The 18,690-nt window shown below is 67.6% G+C and carries 17 protein-coding genes and 1 tRNA gene; 10 read left to right on the forward strand and 8 right to left on the reverse strand.

Features of this window, described 5'->3' with window-relative positions; genetic code table 11:
* Positions 1–87: 87 nt before the first annotated feature.
* A complete protein-coding gene (locus tag ABE454_RS06900) occupies positions 88–1,284 on the reverse strand; it encodes a tyrosine-type recombinase/integrase (RefSeq protein ID WP_346530400.1) in 1,197 nt (398 codons plus the stop codon).
* 369 nt (positions 1,285–1,653) lie between these two features.
* On the reverse strand, positions 1,654–2,445 hold the full coding sequence (locus tag ABE454_RS06905; protein ID WP_346530401.1) for a SapC family protein: 792 nt from the start codon (positions 2,443–2,445) through the stop codon (positions 1,654–1,656).
* A gap of 165 nt (positions 2,446–2,610) precedes the next feature.
* On the opposite strand from ABE454_RS06905, the gene ABE454_RS06910 reads away from it, so the two are divergent.
* The 3 genes from ABE454_RS06910 to ABE454_RS06920 are packed head-to-tail and all read left to right on the forward strand — an operon-like array spanning position 2,611 to position 4,854.
* The gene (locus ABE454_RS06910) at positions 2,611–3,108 is read left to right on the forward strand and encodes a Fur family transcriptional regulator (RefSeq protein WP_346530402.1); all 498 of its coding nucleotides are present in this window, start codon (positions 2,611–2,613) and stop codon (positions 3,106–3,108) included.
* A 5-nt stretch (positions 3,109–3,113) separates the two neighbouring features.
* Positions 3,114–4,001 (forward strand): alpha/beta hydrolase, encoded by an 888-nt coding sequence (locus ABE454_RS06915; protein ID WP_346530403.1) that lies wholly within the window; start codon positions 3,114–3,116, stop codon positions 3,999–4,001.
* Positions 4,002–4,050: 49 nt separating this feature from the next.
* The gene (locus ABE454_RS06920; protein WP_346530406.1) at positions 4,051–4,854 is read left to right on the forward strand and encodes a hypothetical protein; all 804 of its coding nucleotides are present in this window, start codon (positions 4,051–4,053) and stop codon (positions 4,852–4,854) included.
* Positions 4,855–4,858: 4 nt separating this feature from the next.
* On the opposite strand, the gene ABE454_RS06925 is transcribed toward ABE454_RS06920, so the two are convergent.
* A complete protein-coding gene (locus tag ABE454_RS06925) occupies positions 4,859–6,025 on the reverse strand; it encodes a class V aminotransferase (RefSeq protein WP_346530407.1) in 1,167 nt (388 codons plus the stop codon).
* Positions 6,026–6,118: 93 nt separating this feature from the next.
* Positions 6,119–6,994 carry an isoaspartyl peptidase/L-asparaginase family protein gene (locus tag ABE454_RS06930; RefSeq protein ID WP_346530408.1) on the reverse strand — a complete coding sequence of 292 codons (876 nt, stop codon included), beginning with the start codon at positions 6,992–6,994 and terminating at the stop codon, positions 6,119–6,121.
* A 107-nt stretch (positions 6,995–7,101) separates the two neighbouring features.
* Here ABE454_RS06930 and ABE454_RS06935 point away from each other — a divergent pair, with 107 nt between their 5' ends.
* On the forward strand, positions 7,102–8,103 hold the full coding sequence (locus tag ABE454_RS06935; RefSeq protein WP_346530410.1) for an NADPH:quinone oxidoreductase family protein: 1,002 nt from the start codon (positions 7,102–7,104) through the stop codon (positions 8,101–8,103).
* Positions 8,104–8,137: 34 nt separating this feature from the next.
* Here the strand turns inward: ABE454_RS06935 and ABE454_RS06940 are convergent, their stop codons facing one another.
* A complete protein-coding gene (locus ABE454_RS06940; protein WP_346530411.1) occupies positions 8,138–8,542 on the reverse strand; it encodes a YkvA family protein in 405 nt (134 codons plus the stop codon).
* Positions 8,543–8,597: 55 nt separating this feature from the next.
* Between ABE454_RS06940 and ABE454_RS06945 the strand changes: the two genes are divergently transcribed.
* The 5 genes from ABE454_RS06945 to ABE454_RS06965 all read left to right on the forward strand — a co-directional run bounded on the left by ABE454_RS06945 (position 8,598) and on the right by ABE454_RS06965 (position 15,635).
* The gene (locus ABE454_RS06945) at positions 8,598–9,380 is read left to right on the forward strand and encodes an SDR family NAD(P)-dependent oxidoreductase (RefSeq protein WP_346530412.1); all 783 of its coding nucleotides are present in this window, start codon (positions 8,598–8,600) and stop codon (positions 9,378–9,380) included.
* A gap of 271 nt (positions 9,381–9,651) precedes the next feature.
* Positions 9,652–9,726 (forward strand) — tRNA-Gly (locus ABE454_RS06950).
* A 222-nt stretch (positions 9,727–9,948) separates the two neighbouring features.
* The gene (locus tag ABE454_RS06955; protein ID WP_346530413.1) at positions 9,949–12,786 is read left to right on the forward strand and encodes a TonB-dependent receptor; all 2,838 of its coding nucleotides are present in this window, start codon (positions 9,949–9,951) and stop codon (positions 12,784–12,786) included.
* A 201-nt stretch (positions 12,787–12,987) separates the two neighbouring features.
* Complete coding sequence (gene lpdA, locus ABE454_RS06960; RefSeq protein WP_346530415.1) at positions 12,988–14,400, forward strand: dihydrolipoyl dehydrogenase; 1,413 nt, start codon at positions 12,988–12,990, stop codon at positions 14,398–14,400.
* Positions 14,401–14,549: 149 nt separating this feature from the next.
* Positions 14,550–15,635: a DUF5694 domain-containing protein gene (locus ABE454_RS06965; RefSeq protein ID WP_346530416.1), complete on the forward strand. Its 1,086-nt coding sequence runs from the start codon at positions 14,550–14,552 to the stop codon at positions 15,633–15,635.
* Here ABE454_RS06965 and ABE454_RS06970 read toward each other — a convergent pair.
* Positions 15,632–16,186 carry a GNAT family N-acetyltransferase gene (locus tag ABE454_RS06970; protein ID WP_346530418.1) on the reverse strand — a complete coding sequence of 185 codons (555 nt, stop codon included), beginning with the start codon at positions 16,184–16,186 and terminating at the stop codon, positions 15,632–15,634. The genes ABE454_RS06965 and ABE454_RS06970 overlap by 4 nt on opposite strands.
* 70 nt (positions 16,187–16,256) lie before the next feature.
* Between ABE454_RS06970 and ABE454_RS06975 the strand changes: the two genes are divergently transcribed.
* Entirely contained in the window at positions 16,257–17,048 is a 792-nt protein-coding gene (locus tag ABE454_RS06975) for an SDR family oxidoreductase (RefSeq protein WP_346530419.1), read from the forward strand.
* A gap of 10 nt (positions 17,049–17,058) precedes the next feature.
* On the opposite strand, the gene ABE454_RS06980 is transcribed toward ABE454_RS06975, so the two are convergent.
* Positions 17,059–17,973 (reverse strand): tyrosine recombinase XerC, encoded by a 915-nt coding sequence (locus ABE454_RS06980; protein ID WP_346530420.1) that lies wholly within the window; start codon positions 17,971–17,973, stop codon positions 17,059–17,061.
* Positions 17,974–17,984: 11 nt separating this feature from the next.
* On the reverse strand, positions 17,985–18,686 hold the full coding sequence (locus ABE454_RS06985) for a DUF484 family protein (protein ID WP_346530421.1): 702 nt from the start codon (positions 18,684–18,686) through the stop codon (positions 17,985–17,987).
* Positions 18,687–18,690: the final 4 nt, after the last annotated feature.

The raw sequence follows: 18,690 nt of genomic DNA on the forward strand, positions 1-18,690 counted from the left end.
GGCAAATGAAGTTCGCCGAAAGAGTTTGCTGCTCTTTGTGAGTGGAATGTTCGATTTTCGGTTTCGAGGCGATGTCCGCTGTTGACGCTAAACGGCCTCCCAACCCGGCAGACCTTGCAATATGCGCGCGGCGTTCCTCACCGGGTTGATGTGGCCATAATGGTCCTCGATCATCTTCACTGACGTACCCATCTGCTTGGACAAGAAATAGACGTCGACGCCTTCGGTCAGGCGGAAGGTCGCGTAGGTGTGGCGAAAGCAATAGGTCGAGCGCGTCGATCCTGATGCGCTGAGAAGCAGGCCTGCTTCTCTAAGAAGCGCTTCGATCTGATCGGCATAGAGGGTGGCTGCGGGATCACCCTTGCCATTGACGAAGACGGCCCCCTCGGGCGCCGTCTCATCGGTTGTCAGGGAGCGAACTCGCTCCAGGTAGTCGGCGACATTTCCGGCCGCGACCAGCTGGCGCGACTTGTCCTTTCCCCGCACGTGAAGAACGACCATCCGCCGCCCGTCGGTATCGGTCCGGATCGCCACATCCCTCCAGCGGAGGTTCTTGGCCTCGGCCGGACGCATGCCCGTGTTGCACATGATCAGAATGAAGTTGTAGGCGAGCTGACGGTGCCATTCGGACTTCCTGGTTCTGGCGCGCTTGATCCAGCTGCGCGCGAAGGTGTGGAGCTTGCGGTACTCCTCGGGCGTGAACGCATCTCTGCGCACTTTCGCCAGCGGCAGCTTGCCCTTGTAGACATGGCTCTCCGGCACGAACCGCTTGCCCGCTGCGAAGGCGATGACAGACCGGAAGATGGATATCTCATAGCGGATGGTGGCGTCCGACACCGGTCGTCCGCCGCGCCCCTGCCCATTCTGGCGGCGCCAGAGGGGATAGCCCAGGAAGTCGTCGTGCGAGACGTGGGCGATCTGCTTGGCGCCTACGTAGCGATTGATCTGGGCGCGAATGATGGATTCCACGACCTTCCAGCGATGGTGGGTGATCTCGCCGGCCTCAGAGCGGGCCTTCTGATGGTCGGCGTACATCTTCGCGATCTGAGCAAAGGTCCGGTTGAATACCGGGACATCGTGCTTCACGCGAAAGCGCAGATCCGCGTCGGCGTCGAAGGCCGCCTCCCTGGCCGTCGTCACGTCGGCGGTGCGAAGCGAGACCGTCTTGTATCGGTCCGAGCCGGGCACCCTGATGCGGCAATACCAGTTGCGGTGCTGAACATCGGCACGGCGGAAGAGAATGAGCCCAGGCTTCAATTCCTGGGGGTCGATCAAAAAGGCCATCCGGGCGGCTCCCTGTGCAGGGTCTGTGTCGCCTCAGGGCCTAAGTCCTTGACTCTCCATAGGCTGGATAGGCTCTGAGCAGGCATTGAGCGTGGACAAATCTGAAGAGAAACAAACCCGTAACATCACCCCCTCTCCCCTTGTGGGAGAAGGTGGACGGCGAAGCCGGACGGATGAGGGGTTTTGCGCCCCTGACTGTCAGCCGGCGTCAAACTTCGGAGAGACCCCTCATCTGGCCTGGCGGGCCACCTTCTCCCGCAAGGGGAAAAGGATAAGAAAAACGCCCCGCCAGTGTCCTGACGGGGCGTTTGCCGTTGGTATTTTGAGGGCCTCAAGCAGCGCGAACGCGCGTCAGGCCCCTGAAAAAGATCAGGCGTTGGCGGCAGACGGTTGCTGCTTGGCGGCGCGGGTCAGGGCCACGGCGATCAGGCGGTCCCAGCCCAGCAGCGACACCAGATGGGCGTAGATCTGGCCCAGGGCGCCGTTGTCGCGCAGTTCGACCAGCTTCTCGGCCGGCAGGGCCTTCAGCTTGTCTTCCGAGATGGCGAAGTATTCGGCGATCTTCTGCGGCGTTCCGGCCGAGCCGTCGGCGTTGCGCGGGGTGTAGTTGGCCTCGCGCACTTCAAACAGGTCCAGTTCCTTCAGCAGGGCCAGGAAGGACTCGGTGCGCACGCGCTCCTGTTCGAAGTTGTTGCAGAACTCCATGCCGAAGTTGACGTAACCGCTGGGCTGGCCGTTTTCGAACAGGGGCGTCTCGCCGCCTTCGACCACGAAGGGGGCGGCGCGGTCGATGCACAGGACCAGACGCTTTTGCTCGTCGTCATTGGCGAAGACGAACGGATAGCGGCGCACATAGGCCGGGATATAGGCGTCGGGGCGGAAGTCGCCGTCCTCGATGAACAGGTTCTCACCGGCGTTCAGGCCCATGGCCGCGACCGGCTGCTTGGCTTCGCCGACGAAGATGATCGGATAGGTCAGGGCGGCCGGGGCGAACTCGGTCACCGTCAGCGGCACGACATTGGTCTGGGCCACAAAGGCGTAGGGCTTGTCCGCCGGGGTCACGCCCAGCTTGCCGTGGGCCTCGGCCGACAGGGGCTCGGGCTGGGAATAGAACAGGACGTTGCCCGACAGGGGGCTGTTCGCTTGGGTCGCGTCGGTCATGAATGGTCGGATCTTCTGAACAGAAAGGTCGGTTCTTCTAGCCCATGGTCGGAGCTGCCGCAAACGCCGGTGTTCGATCAATGACGCACAGGCCTCGCCCGCAGACGGGCGGGTGCGACGACGGATGTGGTTGCAGCCTTCATCCCGAACACCTAGCTGTAGTTCATGGGTCTCGCTTGCGATCATGAACACGTCCACGGAGGGCCGGACGCCGCCGAGGTGGAACGCGCCCTGACGGCGGTCGAGGCGCGCTGCGCCGCCGACGGCGAGCGCATGACCGCCCCGCGTCGCCGCGTGCTTGAACTGCTGCTGGCCGCGGGCGAGCCGGTGAAGGCCTATGATCTGATCGCCCGCTATGGGGTGGATGGACAGGCGGCCAAGCCCCCGACGGTCTATCGCGCGCTGGACTTTTTGGAGCGCCGGGGACTGGCGCACCGAATCGCCTCCATCAGCGCCTATGTCGCCTGCACCGCCGATGCGCTGGGCGAGGATCAGGGCCATGCGGCGGCCTTTCTGATCTGCGACTGCTGCGGCGCCGCTGAAGAGGTGGCGGTTCAGGGCGGCGACGCTTTCGCCCGCGCCGCCGCCGGGGCGGGTTACGCCATTGAACGCACCACCATAGAAGGGCATGGCCGCTGTCCGGCCTGTCGCGTGGCGGCCTGAAGCCGATGGACGCCCTGGCCCTGTCGGCGCCGCGCCGGATCAGCGTCCCCATCGACAACCGCTGGGGCGCGGGCGAGATGGCGGTCCTCGACTTCGGCGATCCGGAGCGCCCGGTCGATCTGGTCTTCGTCCACGCCAACGGCTTCAACGCCCGCACCTACCGCACCCTGCTGCAGCCCCTGTCCAGCGCCCTGCGCATCTGGGCGCCGGACCTGCGCGGCCACGGCGCGACACGCCTGCCCGCCACGCCGCATGGTCATCGCAGCTGGAAAGATCATCGCGACGACCTGATCGCCCTGTTGCAGGCGATCAACGGTCCGCCCGTCGCCCTGGCCGGTCATTCCATCGGCGGGACCAGCGGCCTGCTGGCCGCCGCAGAACGGCCGGACCGGGTGTCGCGCCTGCTGCTGATGGACCCGGTCATCTGGCCGCGCTCCATGGTGATGGCGTTGAGGCTGCCGTTGTCGGAGCTCGCCTTGCGCGGCTTGCCTATTGTTTCGCAGACGCTGAAGCGCCGTGCGGTGTTCGACAGCCGCGAGCAGGCGCTGGCCGCCTATCGCGGACGCGGCGCCTTCAAGGGCTGGTCCGACATGATGCTGGCCGACTATCTGGCCGACGGGCTGACCGAGACGGACAGAGGGCTGGAGCTGACCTGCGCCCCGGCGTGGGAGGCCTCTAACTATGCCGCACAGGCGCATGATCCGTGGCGGGCGCTGGCCCGCTATCCGGGCGCGGTGCGCATCCTGAAGGGCGAGACGGGCAGTCTGTGTGCGGTCGCGCCCTCATCGCGCCGATCCCGCGTGCAGGTGGAGACGGTCGCGGGCGGCGGGCATCTGTTCCCCATGACCCACGCCGAGATCACGCGCGACGCCCTGTTCGATCTGGCGGTCTGAGCGCGCCGGGGCTTGCCGCGCGGCGGTTCGGTGCTAGTCCTGACGGACGATGACGTCGAACGCCGTTTCCCCTCATCTGCCGCGCATCCTGCTGGGGACGCTGATCGGCGCCGTTCTGGGCCTGTTGATGCTGGGCGTGGCGCTGGCTGCCTGGTGGCTGGCCGTGGCGCGGCATGAGCCCCAGCGTCTTGCGCCGTCGGAAGATCTTGAGGCGCGGCTGCAGGCGGCGGCGGGACCGACGGCCTTCGGACTTGAGCCGGTCTATGTGCATGACCCGGCAGGGGCGGGCGCAAAGTGGCTGGCGGGCGTCGCGCCCGAACTGGAGGCGCAGGGGCGCGAATTACGGCCTGTGCCGTCCGATGATGCTGAACTGGTCCGCGAGATCGAACGTCTGGCCGGGCGCTGGGCCGAGCCGCCGCGTCGCCCCTTGTTGATCTGGCGGGGACCGGGGGGGCTGATGCTGTGCCGCTGCGACCACCCCCGCGCGCGGGCGCAGGCGCGTCTGCTGCTGGCCGGGCCGCAGGCGGCTCCCGATACGCCGGACGTGAAAGCGCCGTCGTCGCGCCGTCCGGCGGCCGGACAGGGCGGCGCGCCCTATCCCCGTCTCGGCCCGCCGGAAAAGGCAGAGTCGCAGAGGCCGGAACAGCCAAAGGCCTCGGCGGAACCGGCGAAGGCGCCCGCGCTGCCCGAGCGCACCACGCCGCCGCCCTCCCTGCCGGGGGATCCGACGCCTGCGGAGAAACAGGCGAAGACAACGCCTGCGCCTGCACGAGCGCCGGGCGCGCGCCCTTCATCGCCCCGGCGCACGGACCCGCCTCAGGCGCGACGCGACGCCGACAGCCTGTTCTTCTGAAGCCTCAGTCCAGCCGGGCGCAGGCGTGGATCAGCTTCTCCACGTCGTCCTCGCTCTGATACAGGCTGAAGCCGAAGCGGATCACGTCGTCGCGCACGTCGGCGATGACGTTCATGTCCTGAAGCGCCGCCTTCCAGCGCGGGGCGTCAGCGTGGCGCAGCGCCAGAAAACGCGCGCGCGGCGCCGTCCCCTCGACCGGGTTCAGGATCTCGGCCTGCGCCAGCGCCCCGGCCTCGTTTGATCGGATCGCCGTCTGGAAACGGGCCTGAAGACCGCGCGCGTGATCGGCGATCATCGCCGTGGTCAGGTCGTGCTGGTCCAGCATCCGGCGCACGGCGTTGAAGCGGTAAAGGGCGCTGGCGTCGAAGGTGGCGCCCCAGAACCGGCCGCCGTCGGTGCGGTATTGAACGCCGCCGGGCGGGCCTTCCAGATGGCCGAACTCGGCGAACCAGCCGGTCACGACCGGGCGCGGGCCGAAGCCGGGCGGGGCGTGCAGGAAGCAGGCGCCTTCGCCCGCCATGGCGTATTTATAGCCGCCCGCCAGATAGAAGATCCTGTCCGCCACGGCTGACAGATCGGTCGGCGTCGCCATGAAGCCGTGATAGCCGTCGACCACCACCCAGGGCCCGGCCGGATCGGCCAGTTCCGCCAGTTCGGCGATGCGCTCGAACAGGCCGCCGGTGCGGAAGAAGACCTGACTGACGAAGATCAGATCGTGGCCGCCTGCCCTGGCCGCCGCGACGAAGCGATCGGCGAAGGTGTCGAACGGGGCCAGCGGGATGCGGGTGACGACAACCTGGCCGGCTTCTTCCCAACGCTCCGACTGGCGGCGGAAGGAGTGGAACTCTCCGTCGGTGGCCAGGATGCGCACCGGCCCCGCCGTGTCGATGGCCGAGACGATGCGCAGCAGGATTTCATGCGTATTGGGCGCGAAGATCAGGCTGTCGGGCGAGGGCAGGTTCAGTTCGCGGGCGACGTGGCCCTGCGCCTCGGGCACGACGTCGCCGAAGACCAGATCCCATTTGCGGTCGGCGAAACGGTTGGCCTCGGCCCAGGCCTGAACCTGACCGTCGAAGCTGGCGTCGGGCCACAGGTGATGGCTGTGAGCGGCGAAATGCAGGCGTTCCGGGTCGAGGCCCAGCGCGCGCGAGAACAGGGGCTTGTAGTTCATGACGGCACGCTAACCCGCATGGCGGGCGGCGTCACCGGGCAGTTTGACGTAGCTATCTCCCATTCCTGCTCTCTCGCTTCAGCGAGCAAACCCCTACCGCCCGAACACCTCGACGCCGACCCTGCCGTCGGTCGCCAGCCAGGCGCGCTTCATGCCCTGACTGTTGTAGGGCTGGGCGATGTTCCCTTCGCGATCCAGAGCGATCAGGCCGCCGTCTCCGCCCAGGGCGCCGATGCGGTCGATGACAGCCTGCGACGCCTCGGCCAGCGACTGACCGGCGGCGACGCCGAAGGCCGTCCGCGCGGCGGCGGCGACGCGGATGAAATACTCGCCCTGTCCGGTGCAGGAGACGGCGGCGTGCTCGTCGGCCCAGGTTCCGGCGGCGGGGATGGGGGTGTCGCCGACACGGCCCGGCATCTTGCCGAACACGCCCGCCGTCGAGGTGGCGGCGGCCAGACGGCCCTGGCTATCCAGCACGCAGCAGCCGACGGTGCCGTGGCTCAGGCCGCCGGGCGGATGGTTGTCCTCGCCCGTGCCGGCGCGGGTGTACCAGGCCTCTGGGTCTTCGATCCGCGCCAGACCCTGTTCGTCGGCGAAGCGGGCGGCGCCGTTCCCGGCCAGCATGACGTGGGGGGTGCGGTCCATCACCGCGCGGGCGGCGACGACCGGGTTGCGGAAGCCCTGCAGGGCCGCGACGGCTCCGGCCTTGCCTGTCACGCTGTCCATGATGCTGGCGTCCAGCTCATAGTCGCCCGCCAGATTGGGCGAGGCGCCGCGCCCGGCGACATAGAGGCCTGAATCCTCCAGCATGACCACCGCCTCGACCGCCACATCCAGCGCCGAGGCCCCGGCGTCCAGCCGCGCCTTCATGGCTTCGACGACCTCGCGCATGTGCACCACCTCGGCGTCATAGTTGCGCTCGCGCCGGGCGCCCGCGCCGCCATGAAGGATAAGGGCGGTTTTCGCCATGATCGTCTCCTTGCCTCGTTTGGCCTCTTTGCATCCGGCCGTGCGCTGATTAGCGTCGTGATCGTGTCGGCGCCAAGGCCGATGGGGGATAGCTGAAAAGAGTTCCTATGCGCGCAGTCCTGTCCAAGGCCCCCGGCGGCCCGGAATCGCTTGTCGTCGAGGAGATCATGGACCCCACGCCCGGACCGGGCGAGGTGGTGATCGAGGTCAAGGCGGTGGGCGTCAACTATCCGGACGCCCTGATCATCGCCGACAAATACCAGTTCAGGCCCGAGCGCCCGTTTGCGCCGGGCGCCGAGGTCGCAGGCGTGGTCGACGCCGTCGGCGAGGGCGTAAAGGGCGTGTTCCGGGGCGATCGCGTCGTTGCCGTGCCCGGCTGGGGCGGCATGGTCGAGCGGCTGAAGGTCAGGGCCGAGACCCTGATCCCCATTCCCGACGGCATGGATTATGAGACCGCCGCCGCCTTCATCATGACCTACGGCACCAGCTACTACGCCCTGAAGGACCGGGCGCAGCTTCAGCCGGGCGAGACCCTGCTGGTGCTGGGCGCGGCGGGCGGCGTCGGCGCCGCCGCCGTCGAACTGGGCAAGGCGATGGGCGCGCGCGTGGTCGCCGCCGCCTCGACCAACGACAAGGTCGAGTTCGCGCTGGAGCTGGGCGCCGACAACGGCCTGATCTACCCCTCCGGCCCGATGGACAAGGCGGCCCAGAAAGAGCTGTCGGGCGAGTTCAAACTGTCGACCGGCCGCGACGGCGCCGATGTGGTGTTCGACGGCGTCGGCGGCGACTACGCCGAACCGGCCCTGCGCGCGATGGACTGGAACGGCCGCTATCTGGTGGTGGGCTTCCCGGCTGGGATTCCATCCCTGCCGCTGAACCTGACACTGTTGAAGTCGGTGTCGGTGGTCGGCGTCTTCTGGGGCGCCGCCGTGGCGCGCGACCCGCAAGGCCACGCCGCCAACATGGCCGAACTGATGCAGCTCTACACCGAGGGCAAGATCAAGCCCCGCGTCAGCCGCACCTTCCCGCTGGAACGCGCACACGAAGCCATCCAGGCCCTCAGCGACCGCACCGCCATCGGTAAGATCGTCGTGAAGGTCGAGGATTGATCGCAGTGTCCTTCTCCCCTTGTGGGAGAAGGACCTATTCCTCTTCCTCTCGCAGCCGCTTCAACGCCTGCGCGGCCAGTTCATGGTGGCGGGGCTTGAGGTGGGCGCCGAGAGTGGCCAGCACGGCGGCGAGGACCGCTGCGTCGTCGGTGAAGCCGATGCCGACAAAGACGTCGGGAATGGCGTCGAACGGCATGACGAAATAGGCCAGCGCGCCCAGGATCAGCCCTTTGGCCGCCAGCGGCGTCTTGGGATCCTGGGCCGCATACCAGGCCGCGACGGCCTGATCGGCGAAGGGGATGCGGGCGGCGGTGCGGCGCATCTTGGGCCAGAAGCCCTTGCGCACGCGGACCTCATTCACCTTCTGGACAGAGGGAAGCAGCGCCTTCTCAGGATTGATGGCGTCTTCGGGCGACATTCCATTGGTCTTTGCGGTCATGACCGCTAAATCCTCGCGTGAGCACTCGGTTCAATCGAATATAGGGACGACTTCCATGAAACTCGACGCTTCGATCGCGGCGGTGGTGACGGGCGGGGCTTCGGGCCTCGGCGAAGGCACGGCGCGCGCCCTGGCGGCCAAGGGCGTCAAGGTCGCCCTGTTCGACCTGAACGAGGAAAAGGGCGAGGTCATCGCCAAGGAAATCGGCGGCGTCTTCTGCAAGGTCGACGTGACCTCGGACGAGAGCGTCGCCGCCGGCTTCGCCAAGGCCCGCGCCGCCCACGGGCAGGAGCGTCTGACCGTCAACTGCGCCGGGATCGCCACAGGCCAGAAGACCGTCAGCCGCAAGCGCGACACCGGCGAGATCCGCGCCCACGACATGGCCCAGTTCGAGCGCACCGTCTCGATCAACCTGTTCGGCACCTTCCGCGTCCTGTCGCAGTCGGCGGCGGGCATGGTGACGCTGGAGCCGATGGAAGACGGCGAGCGCGGCCTGATCGTCAACACCGCCTCGGTGGCGGCTCAGGACGGCCAGATCGGCCAGGCGGCCTATTCGGCGTCCAAGGGCGGCGTCTACGCCATGACCCTGCCGGTCGCGCGCGACCTGGCGCAGGAAGGCGTGCGGGTGAACACCATCCTGCCCGGCATCATGTGGACGCCGATGATGGCCGGCATGGACCAGAAGGTTCAGGACAGTCTGGCCGCCGCCATCCCCTTCCCCAGCCGCCTCGGCACGCCTGCGGACTACGCCGCACTGGCCCTGCATCTGGCCGAGAACGTCTACATCAACGGCGAGTGCATCCGTCTGGACGGAGCGATCCGCCTGGCGCCTCGCTAAGGCGAGGAGGGGAAGGCCGCTAACGCTCGCCGCGCGGCGGCTCGCTGCTTGAGCGGGCTGGGCGCATAAGGAACTGGCGGCTCTGTTTTTGAAGCGGCCTCCGAGGCGTCCTTGCGGGCGTTTCGGGGGCCGTTTTCGTGTGGAGTTTCAGGACTATTCGAAAAAGATCAGCGGATTGGTCGAAAATCGAAAAAGGGGCTTGCGCGATCCGAAGCGTGTCCGCTATACGCCCCTTCCTCGACGGGGAGCAGCACATCGCTCCCAACGGAGTGCGGGCGTAGCTCAGGGGTAGAGCATCACCTTGCCAAGGTGAGGGTCGGGCGTTCGAATCGCCTCGCCCGCTCCAGTCGAAAGGGAAAACGGGGTCCGGCCGCAAGGTCGGGCCCCGTTTCCTTTTGCGCCCACCATCGCAGACGAATGATCCGGGCTGGGATCAACTGTCGCGGTTCCGTGTTCCGCGCGCAGATTCCTTTTCGTCAAACCGTCGCTACCGCGTCGCCGCTGCACATTAGCCATCCCCGCCAGAACCGGAGCGCCAGATGCGGCGCCGGGCGTCGGGGACAAGCACATGAAGCTCGGACTTCTTCTCAGCGCGGCCAGCCTGCCGCTTATTTTCGCCGTGGCCGCCCAGGCGGCTGATGTGGCGGCTGATGTGGACGCGGCTCCCGCCGCCGTAGCCGCCGTGGCGGGCGACGGTCTGGTCGGCCGCGTCGTCAGCGCCGACGGCTCGCCTCTGCCGGGCGTCGAGATCATCGACCGCGCCAGCGGCCGCCGCGCCGTCAGCAACAGCCAGGGCGAGTTCAACCTGGGCGGCGTCTCGGGTCAGGTGACGCTTGAGGCCCGCTACATCGGCCTGCCGACCGCGACGCAGACGGTCGCCGCCGCGCCGGGGCGCCTGACTTCGGTTACTGTCATGATGGGATCGGGCGACGCGGTCGCCGTGGCCGATGTCGTCGTCAACGGCGTCATCACCGATGGCGTGGCCCGCTCGCTGAACCAGCAGAAGAATGCGGACGGCACCGTCAACATCCTGTCGGCCGACGCCATCGGCCGCTATCCCGACCCGAACGTGGCGGAATCGCTGCAGCGGGTGCAGGGCATCGCTATCCAGCGCGATCAGGGCGAGGGCCGCTATATCAACGTGCGCGGCGCGCCGTCGTCCTTCACCGCCATTTCCGTGGACGGCGTGGCTATTCCTGCGGTCAGCCCGACGACCCGCGCCGTCGATCTGGACACCCTGCCCAGCGACATCGTCTCGACGGTCGAGGTGTCCAAGACCCTGACCCCGACCCAGGATGCGGACTCCATCGCCGGCGCGGTCGAGATCAAGACCCGCTCGCCCTTCGACAAGCGCCGTCTGGCGGTCAGCGGCTATGCGGGCGGCAGCTATAACGACTACGGCGGCTCGGACACGCGGGCGGGCGCGACCATCTCCAACGTCTTCGGCCCGGACCAGACCTTCGGCGCCCTGCTGTCGCTCAGCTATTCGGAAACCAACCGTCGCCCCGACAACGTCGAGAACGCCTGGGTCTTTGACGAAGATACCGGGCGCTATCTGATCGAAGAGACGCTGTTCAAGGACTATGAGACCAAGCGCACGCGTCAGGCCCTGACCGGCGCTCTGGAATGGCGCCCCAACGACGCCGTGCGCGCCTGGCTGCGGGGCTCACACGCCGAGTTCGAGGACGACGAATATCGCGACACCCTGCGGTTCGGCTATTCGGACGGCGAGGTTCAGGCGGGCGCGACCGATCATTCGGCGACCTTCAAAGATGCGCGCATCTATAAGGCCCTGCGTCACCGCACCCAGAACAACCAGATCACGACGCTGAACACGGGGATGGAACGCACCTTCGGCAACGGCGCCGTGTGGGATGCGACCCTGTCGTGGGCCAGGAGCGAGCAGACCTATCCGCACCGCGATGAACTGGTCTTCCGGTCCGGCAAGCAGACGCTGAGCTATGACACCAGCGACCACTATCAGCCGACATATTCGGCCTTTGCTGATCCGAGCGGCTATTATCTGAACGCCGCCAATTACGACTTCCGCGAGAACACCTTCCGCTCGAACTCGACCACGCAGGAGGATGTGGCGTTCAGGACGAACTATGAGCTGCCGACCATCATCGCCGGTCGCGAAGTGACGCTGAAGTTCGGCGCCAAATACAGCACCCGCGACGTGGAGGCGGATGAAGAACGCTTCCGTGATCGCAACGCCGCCGTCAGCCCCGGGGCGATGGGGCCGCTGCTGTCGGGCAGCGAGTCCCAGAACTATGACTACCGGCTGGGCTTCAAGCTGGATCACGGTCAGGTCGCGGATTATTTCGAGCGTATCCGCGCGACGTCGACCAATCCGGATCCGGCCGCCGGGGTGCGCCGCGTCCCGCAGTCGATCACGGCCGACTACACCGCCAATGAAGACGTGCTGGCGGCCTATGGTCAGGCGCGTTTCGACGTCGGCGCGACCAATGTCCTGGTCGGCCTGCGTGTCGAGAAGACGGATTTCGAGGGTTCGGCGCTCAATGTTCCGAACAAGGGCGATCCGGTGAAGGTCACGGTCCAGCGCGACCAGACCGATTTCTTCCCCAATCTGACGCTGCGCCACAGCTTCAGCGACCAACTGGTCGGCCGCTTCGCCCTGACGCGGGCGATCTCGCGGCCGGACTACAAGGACATCGTTCCGCGTGTTCTGGACACCACCGACAGCGGCCGCACCACGGTGTCGCGCGGCAATCCCGACCTGAAGCCGACCCTGTCGAACAACATCGACGCGGGGCTGGAGTATTATCTGCGTCCGCTGGGCGTGGTGTCGGCCAACGCCTTCTACAAGGATCTGTCGAACTACCGCTTCACCCTGATCACGGAGGGGGCGCCCTATGCCCCGTCGCCGTCGGGCGTGGCGTCCATCACCGAGGCCCTGAACGCGCCGGACGGCCATCTGATGGGCATTGAGTTCAACTGGCAGCAGACCTTCGGCTTCCTGCCGGGATGGGCGTCCGGTTTCGGCGTCTTCGCCAACTACACCCTGACGGACGCCGAGATCAAAACCAGCGGGACCTATGGCGGGCGCGACCGCTTCACCCTGCCGGGCCAGTCGGATGCGACCTATAACCTCGCCCTCTTCTATGAGCGCAGCGGCCTCAGCGCGCGGGTGTCCTACACCCATCGCGGCGACTATCTGGAGGCGATCGACGCCAAGAACCCCGGCATGGACCTGTGGGTCGAGGGGCGCGGCCAGCTGGACTTCACCGCCTCCTACGACTTCGGCAACGGGGTCGAGGTGTTCGGCGAGGCCAAGAACCTGACCGACACGGCGGGCGTCCGCTACTATGGCTCGCGCGAGCGGACCTATGAGTATGAGAAGTTCGGCTACAACGTCTTCATGGGCGTTCGCTTCAAATACTGATCGGTTCCTGAGCAGCTGAACTGATCGGCTGAAAACGGAAGGCCGGGCGGCGACGCCCGGCCTTTTGCTTTCGCCGGCATGGCCCCCGCCGGGATCAGGGCCTATATGGACTGTGGCGGTTGACCCCGCCGGGGCTGGCGCTAGTGTCCGCGCCGCTTCTTTTTCAGCGCCTGCCCGGCGCCCGAACCCTCAGAGGACCTCATGGCCGACGCCGCTTCCCAGACCTATGACGTGGTGATCATCGGGGGCGGGCCGGGCGGCTACAACGCCGCCATCCGCGCCGGACAGCTGGGGCTGAAAGCCGCCCTGGTGGAAAAGCGCGCGACGCTGGGCGGCACCTGCCTGAACGTCGGCTGCATGCCGTCCAAGGCCCTGCTGCACGCCTCGGAACTGTATGAGGCCGCCAACAACGAATTCGCCGGTATCGGCATCGAGGTGAAGCCCAAGCTGAACCTGGGCCAGATGCACAAGGCCAAGGACGACAGCGTCGAGGCCCTGACCAAGGGCATCGAATTCCTGATGAAGAAGAACAAGGTCGACGTGGTGAAGGGCTTTGGCCGCATCGCGGGCGCCGGCAAGGTCGAAGTCGAAGCCGAGGGCGGCGCCAAGACCACGCTCGAAACCAGGAACATCGTCATCGCCACCGGCTCCGAGCCGACCCCGCTGCCGGGTGTCGCCTTCGAGGACGGCAAGGTGATCGACAGCACCGGCGCCCTGTTTCTGCCCAAGGTTCCCAAGCATCTGATCGTCATCGGCGCGGGCGTCATCGGCCTTGAGCTCGGCTCGGTCTGGCGTCGTCTGGGCGCCCAGGTCACGGTCGTCGAATTCCTCGACAAGGTCGGCGCGGGCATGGACGGCGAAGTCGCCACCGCCTTCCAGCGCGGCCTGACCAAGCAGGGCATGACCTTCCGCATGGGCACGAAGGTCACCGGCGCCAAGACGTCCAAGGACGGCGTTGAACTGACTCTCGAACCGGCCAAGGGCGGCGAGGCCGAGACCCTGAAGGGCGACGTGGTTCTGGTCGCCATCGGCCGTCGTCCCTACACCGAAGGTCTGGGGCTGGAGACGGTCGGCGTCACGCCGGATCAGCGCGGCTTCATCGCCAACGACCACTTCAAGACCTCGGCGCCGGGCGTCTGGGTCATCGGCGACGTGACCCACGGCCCGATGCTGGCCCACAAGGCCGAGGAAGACGCCGTGGCCGTGATCGAGCTGATCGCAGGCAAGCCGGGCCACGTCGACTACGACCTGGTGCCGTCGGTCATCTACACCGGCCCGGAAGTGGCCTGGGTCGGCAAGACCGAAGAGGCGCTGAAGGCCGCGGGCGTCAACTACAAGAAGGGCAAGTTCCCCTTCGCCGCCAACAGCCGCGCCAAGATCAACCACGAGACCGAGGGCTTCGTGAAGGTTCTGGCCGACGCCGCGACCGACAAGGTTCTGGGCGTCCACATCTATGGCCCGCAGGCGGGCGAGCTGATCGGCGAGGCCTGCATGACCATGGCCTTCGGCGGCGCCTCGGAAGACGTGGCCCGCACCTGCCACCCGCACCCGACCCGCTCGGAAGCCTTCCGTCAGGCCGCCATGGGCGTCGAAGGCTGGACGATGCAGGCGTAAGAGCCTCACCGTCTTTCAGATCGAAATCGGCACGGCGCGCTCCGCAAGGGGCGCGCCGTTTTCGTTGGGGCGGATTGCGGAAACTTAACTTGTCCGGACGCGGCTTGGCCCTCAGCTTCGCGGCGGTTTCCAAGAGCGAGGGCGAGGCGATGCGTTTGGGGTTTTGGCTGGCGGCGGCGGCCTGTGCGGCGATCGGTTCGGCGGCTGTGGCGCAGGAGTATCGTCCCACGTTTCATCCCGACCAGTTGAAGGGCCCTCCGGCGGGCGCGCTCAATGAGGTGCTGGTGCTCGGCTCGCCGCACCTGTCCGCCCTGCCGGACAGTTTCCGGTCCGAGCGGTTGGAGCCCCTGCTGACGCGGCTGGAAGCGTGGGCGCCGACCGCCATCGCCATCGAGAATCTGTCGGGCCTGCAGTGCGACTCCATGCGGCGCTATCCGTCGCGCTACGCCGAGACGGTCGAGGATTACTGCTATGATCCGGCCGACGAAGGGCGGGCGCTGGGGCTGGACGTGCCGGCGGCCAACGCCGAGGTGGAGCGCCTGCTGGCGGCCTGGCCCGAGACGCCGTCGGCGGCCGAACGGCGGCGTCTGGCGGCCCTGTTCCTCGCTGCGGGAGAGCCGGGCTCCGCCCTGGTCCAATGGCTGCGTCTGCCCGCAGACGAACGGGCGTCGGGCGACACCCTGACGGACGACATGGCGGCGACGCTGAATCGCCGCGTGACGAGAAAGAACGAGGTCGATCTGATCGCCGCCGTCCTGGCGGCGCGGCTGGGACACGAGCGTCTGTGGCCCGTGGATGATCACACGGCGGATTTCCCGACCCCGCCCGATGAGGAAGAGGCCCAAGGCAAGGCCATCATGGCGGCCTGGGACAACCCCCATGTCCAGGCGATCAGAGCCATGGATCAGCGGCTGGAGGCCGATCTGGACAAGGCGGACGGCATGCTGAACATCTACCGGGCTTATAACAGGCCGGAAGCGCAGATGCTGGCCTATCGCGGCGATTTCGGCGCCGCCCACGTCGAGCCGTCGCCGCAGGCGTTCGGGCGCCGCTATCTCGGCTATTGGGAGACTCGCAACCTGCGCATGGTCGCCAATATGCGCGATGTGCTGGGGCGCTATCCGGGCACGCGGATGCTGACCATCGTGGGCGTCTCGCACAAGGGCTATTACGAGGCCTATCTGAACCAGATGCACGACGTGCGGCTGGTTAGCTCGGACGAGGTTCTGCGTTAGCGGCGGGCCCACTCCGCAGCCAGCACGGCGTAGATGAACTCGTCACCCCAGACGTCGTTGAATCGATCATTCTGGATCAAGTGCGCCTCACGTCGGAAACGCAGGCGCTCGACCACGCCTATGGAGCCGCGATTATCGGCGTCTAGTCGAGCGAATATGCGGTGCATGCCAAGCGTGGCGAAACCGGCGTCGACCAAGGCGCCGACGGCCTCGGTTGCATAACCCTGCCCGTTGAAGTCGGGATTGAAGATGTAGCCGACTTCGGCCTGGAGCGCGCTCATACTGGCGAGTTTGAGCAAGACCTCGCCCAACAGGGCGTTGTCCGTTCGGCGCGAGACCGCCAACCGCATCACATCGCCGTCCTTGGCGAATGTGGGAAGGGTTGCGGCGGTGAAGGCGGCGCGCGCCTCCTCGGCGCCGGCCGGCGCGGCGTAGAGAAAACGATAGACCTCGGGGCGAACGTGGTAGTCGCGATAGGCCTCGAAATCGTCCGCACGGAAGGGGCGAAGCGATAGGCGTCGGGTTTCGATGGGTAGGGACGGAAGCGACATAGGAGCCCTTGTCTGGGGAGGCGGGCTTCGTACATGTGAAGTCTATCGCCTATCGCAACGGGAAATCGCCATGGACCTTCAACTCACCGGCAAGCGCGCCCTGATCTGCGGCGGCTCCAGCGGTCTGGGGCGGGCGGTGGCGACGGCCTTAGTGGCCGAGGGCGCGCATGTGGCCCTGCTGTCGCGCGATGCGGCCAAGCTGCAGGCCGTGGCCGATGAACTGAACGCCATGGGGCCGGGTCGGGCGATCATCGCTCCGGCCGATCTGGCCGATCACGAGGCCCTGCTGAAGGCGGTGGATGCCGCCGAGGAAGGACTGGGCGGGCCGATCCAGATCCTGCTGAACAACACCGGCGGACCGCCGCCCTCGGGCGTGGCGGGGCTGGACCCGGCGCTGTGGCGCGAGCAGTTTGAGGCGATGGTGCTGTCGGTCTTCCGCCTGACGGATCGGGTGATGCCGGGGATGCGGTCGATGGGCTGGGGCCGGGTGCTGAATGTCGCCTCGACCAGCGTGATCGAGCCGATCGGGGTGCTGGGCGTGTCCAACACCCTGCGCGCCTCGGTGGCGGCCTGGGCCAAGACGCTGGCGGGCGAGGTCGCGGCAAATGGGGTGACAGTCAACACCCTGCTGCCGGGGCGGATCGACACGCCGCGCATCGAGCGGCTGGACGCCGCCCGCGCCGCCGCCACCGGCGTCGAACCGGCCGAGGCGCGTGCGGAATCGGTCAAGACCATCCCGGCCGGACGCATCGGGACGACGGAAGAGTTCGGCGCCGTCGCCGCCTTTCTGGCCAGTCCGTTGGCGGGCTATGTCACCGGCTCGCTGATCCGTATCGACGGCGGGGCGGTCAGGGCGGTCTGATGCGCTGGCTTCAGCTGCGTGGGTGGGCCTGCGAATAGGCGGCCAGCAGGCGGGCGGCGTCGACCTGAGTATATTTCTGCGTCGTCGACAGGCTGGCGTGTCCCAGCAGTTCCTGAATCGAGCGCAGGTCGGCGCCCGCCCCCAGCAGATGGGTGGCGAAGCTGTGTCTCAGCGCATGGGGCGTGGCCGAGGCGGGCAGGCCGAGGCGCCCACGCAGCCGCTGCACCGTCGCCTGTACGTGACGGGCGCTTAAGGGGCCGCCGCGCCGCGCGCGGAACAGGGCCTGATCGGCGTCGATGACGAAGGGCTGAAGCGCCAGATAGGCGTCGGTCGCCTCGCGCACCTGGGGCAGGACCGGGACCATGCGCGTCTTGTCGCCCTTGCCGGTGATGCGAAGACTGTCGGGCAGGGGGGCGTCGGACCGCTTCAGCGACAGGGCCTCCGAAATCCGCAGGCCGCAGCCGTAGAGCAGGGTCAGGACGGCGCGGTCGCGCGCGGCCTCCCACGGCTCCATGTCGGGATCGGCCTCGGGTTCGTGCAGCATCCCCCTGGCCTGATCCTCGCTGACCGGGCGGGGCAGGGAGGGTTTGACCTTGGGGCCGCGCACAAGGGCCAGCTGCGGCGTCTCGACGCCGAGGCGCCGGGCGAGGAAGGCGTGAAAGCCCCGGATGGCGGCCAGGGTCTGGCTGAGCGAGCGGGCGTTCAGCGGGCGATCCCCGCTGCGGCGCTCGGCCAGATGGGCGCGCGCCTCGGCGGCCGTGACGGACTCGAGGTCCGCCGCGCTCTGCGGCCCCCCGCGATGGCGCTCCAGAAAGGCCAGATACAGCCGCCCGATGTGGCCATAGGCCTCCAGCGTGCGCGGCGACAGGCGCCGCTCATGCGCCAGATGCTCCAGCCATGCGGCCAGAGCCTGCTGCGAGGTCATGGAGGGGGCGCTTAGGCGTCCAGCGGCCATCGCCCGGCCATGCGTTCGACCACCCGCGCGACGAAGGCCACAAGTTCGCAGCCCATGGCAGGGGTGAAGCCGTCGTCCTCGCTCGAACCGAAAGCGCACAGGGCGGTGCGCGGGGCGTCGGCGCCGGGCGCCTGAACGCTCATCCGCACCAGGGCGACTGAGCGGACATCGCCCTCAGCCGGGCCGAACAGGCCAAGCCCGGTGAAGTTGGGGCCGAGCCAGTGCAGGCCGTCCTCGCCCAGCAGGGCGTCGATGCGACCCGGCTCCAGCGCCTTCCAGCCGAAGGGCACGGCGCCCGGCTTTTCGATCGCCACGGCGGCGCCCGCCAGACCGAAGCGGCCTTGAGATACGGCGTCCAGTTGGCGGGCCAGTTCGGCGTGGGTAGTCGCCTCCATCAGGTCGAGGGCGGCGACGTGGGTCTGGGTCTGGGCGGCGAAGTTGGCGCGGGCGATCTCTTCGATCAGCTTGCGGGCGCCCGCCTCGCGCTGGGCGACGGCCTCCAGCCGCGCCAGGGCGGCGCGGCCGAAGTCGACGACGTTACGGCCGGTGGCGGTCAGCCCCAGCTCTTCCAGCAGGGCGCGGTCGTCCAGCAGGTGTTCAGCGTGATCGCCCAGCCAGGCGCGCACCTGCGGCCAGTGCAGGCCCGCCAACGGGTCGGTGGAGAGGTCCAGGGAAGTGCTCAAGCGG

This window comes from Brevundimonas diminuta (assembly GCF_039673845.1).
Classification (GTDB): domain Bacteria; phylum Pseudomonadota; class Alphaproteobacteria; order Caulobacterales; family Caulobacteraceae; genus Brevundimonas; species Brevundimonas diminuta_E.